This window comes from Rhodococcus sp. R1101, assembly GCF_000278445.1.
In the GTDB taxonomy this organism is placed as follows: Bacteria; Actinomycetota; Actinomycetes; order Mycobacteriales; family Mycobacteriaceae; genus Rhodococcus; species Rhodococcus gordoniae.
The window spans coordinates 1-1,660 of record NZ_AJVB01000670.1; the positions used below are offsets into that span (position 1 = coordinate 1).

The window sequence follows — 1,660 nt, forward strand, 5'->3', positions numbered from 1 at the left end:
GCGGGAAGCCTGGCTCCGGCCGGAATCGGTCGACGGGGTACGGCGGGCCGAGGAGCAAGAGATCCGGGCGAACCGGCTTCGGCGACGCCGGTCGTCGACCCGCGGGAGCACTTTCCTATGCTTGGCGTTGCGCACGCCGTAATCGGTGTCGGTCGCGAACGGTTCCACCGATCCGGAACGCCGACCGGCGAGTGGCGTGCGCCTCGTCCGGGCGGCACCCCCAGCCTGCGACGGGTCAGACGAGCCCGAAAGGCAGAGGAGCGCAGTGAGCACCCCGGAATTGTCACAGTGGAACTCCCAGGAGGCCATTGCGGAAGCAATGATCCCGATCATCGGCGGTCTGCACCGCCGGCATTCGGTCACAATCCTGCTCCACAGCCGCTCCCTCGTGAACAAATCGGTCATCGGCATTCTGCGGACCCACCGTTTCGCGCGGCAGATCCGCGGCGACGAGCTGTCCGTCGAGGCGACATTCCCGTTCCTCGAAGCGCTGACCGATCTCGATCTGCAACCGTCGAAGATCGATCTCGGCCTGCTGGTGACGGCATATCACGCCGAGGGGGCCGGACGGTCCATCCCGGAGTTCGTCGCTGAGAGCCTCGCGGATCTGGTCGGCGGCGCGCAGACGAGCCCCGCGAAACCGCAGGACGTGGTCCTGTACGGGTTCGGGCGAATCGGCCGGCTCGTCGCCCGTCTGCTCATCGAGAAGGCAGGCTCGGGCAATGGGCTGAACCTGCGTGCTGTGGTGGTCCGTAAGGGAGGTGACGACGACCTGACCAAGCGTGCCTCTCTGCTGCGTCGCGACTCCGTCCACGGACAGTTCAACGGCACGATCAAGGTCGACACCGAGAACAACGCCCTGATCGCCAACGGCAATGTCATCAAGTTCATCTACAGCAACGATCCGGAAAGCGTCGACTACACCGAGTACGGCATCGACAAGGCCATCCTGATCGACAACACCGGAATCTGGCGCGACCGCGACGGGCTGTCGAAGCATCTCCGCCCCGGTATCGCCAAGGTGGTGCTCACCGCACCGGGTAAGGGTGATCTCCCGAACATCGTGCACGGCGTCAACCACCGCGACCTCGACCCGGACGAGAAGATCGTGTCGTGCGCGTCCTGCACCACCAATGCCATCGTTCCGCCGCTGAAGACCATGGACGACAAATTCGGTGTGGTGCGTGGTCACGTCGAGACGGTGCACTCGTTCACCAACGACCAGAACCTGCTGGACAACTATCACAAGGCCGACCGCCGGGGTCGTTCCGCGCCGTTCAACCTGGTGCTCACCGAGACCGGGGCCGCCTCGGCGGTCGCGAAGGCACTTCCCGATCTGAAAGCGAAGATCACCGGCAACTCGATCCGCGTCCCTACGCCGGATGTCTCCGTCGCGATTCTTCACCTTCAGCTGACTCGTGAGACCACCAAGGAAGAGGTGCTCGAGCACCTGCACCAGGAGTCGCTCACCGGGGCGCTACGCCGCAACCTCGACTACACCTCGGCCACCGACGCAGTGTCGAGCGACTTCATCGGATCGCGCGCGGCGTGCATCATCGACGCCAACGCCGCGATCGTCGACGGCGACACCGCCATTCTCTACGTCTGGTACGACAACGAATTCGGCTACTCGTGCCAGGTGGTGCGCACCGTCCAGTAC

The 1,660-nt window shown here is 64.6% G+C and carries 1 protein-coding gene; it reads left to right on the top strand.

All coding sequences use genetic code 11. The features are described 5' to 3' along the window. Nucleotides 1-265: 265 nt before the first annotated feature. The coding region (locus R1101_RS0123035) for a glyceraldehyde-3-phosphate dehydrogenase (RefSeq protein WP_016935552.1) at nt 266-1,660 on the top strand (1,395 nt) is incomplete at its 3' end.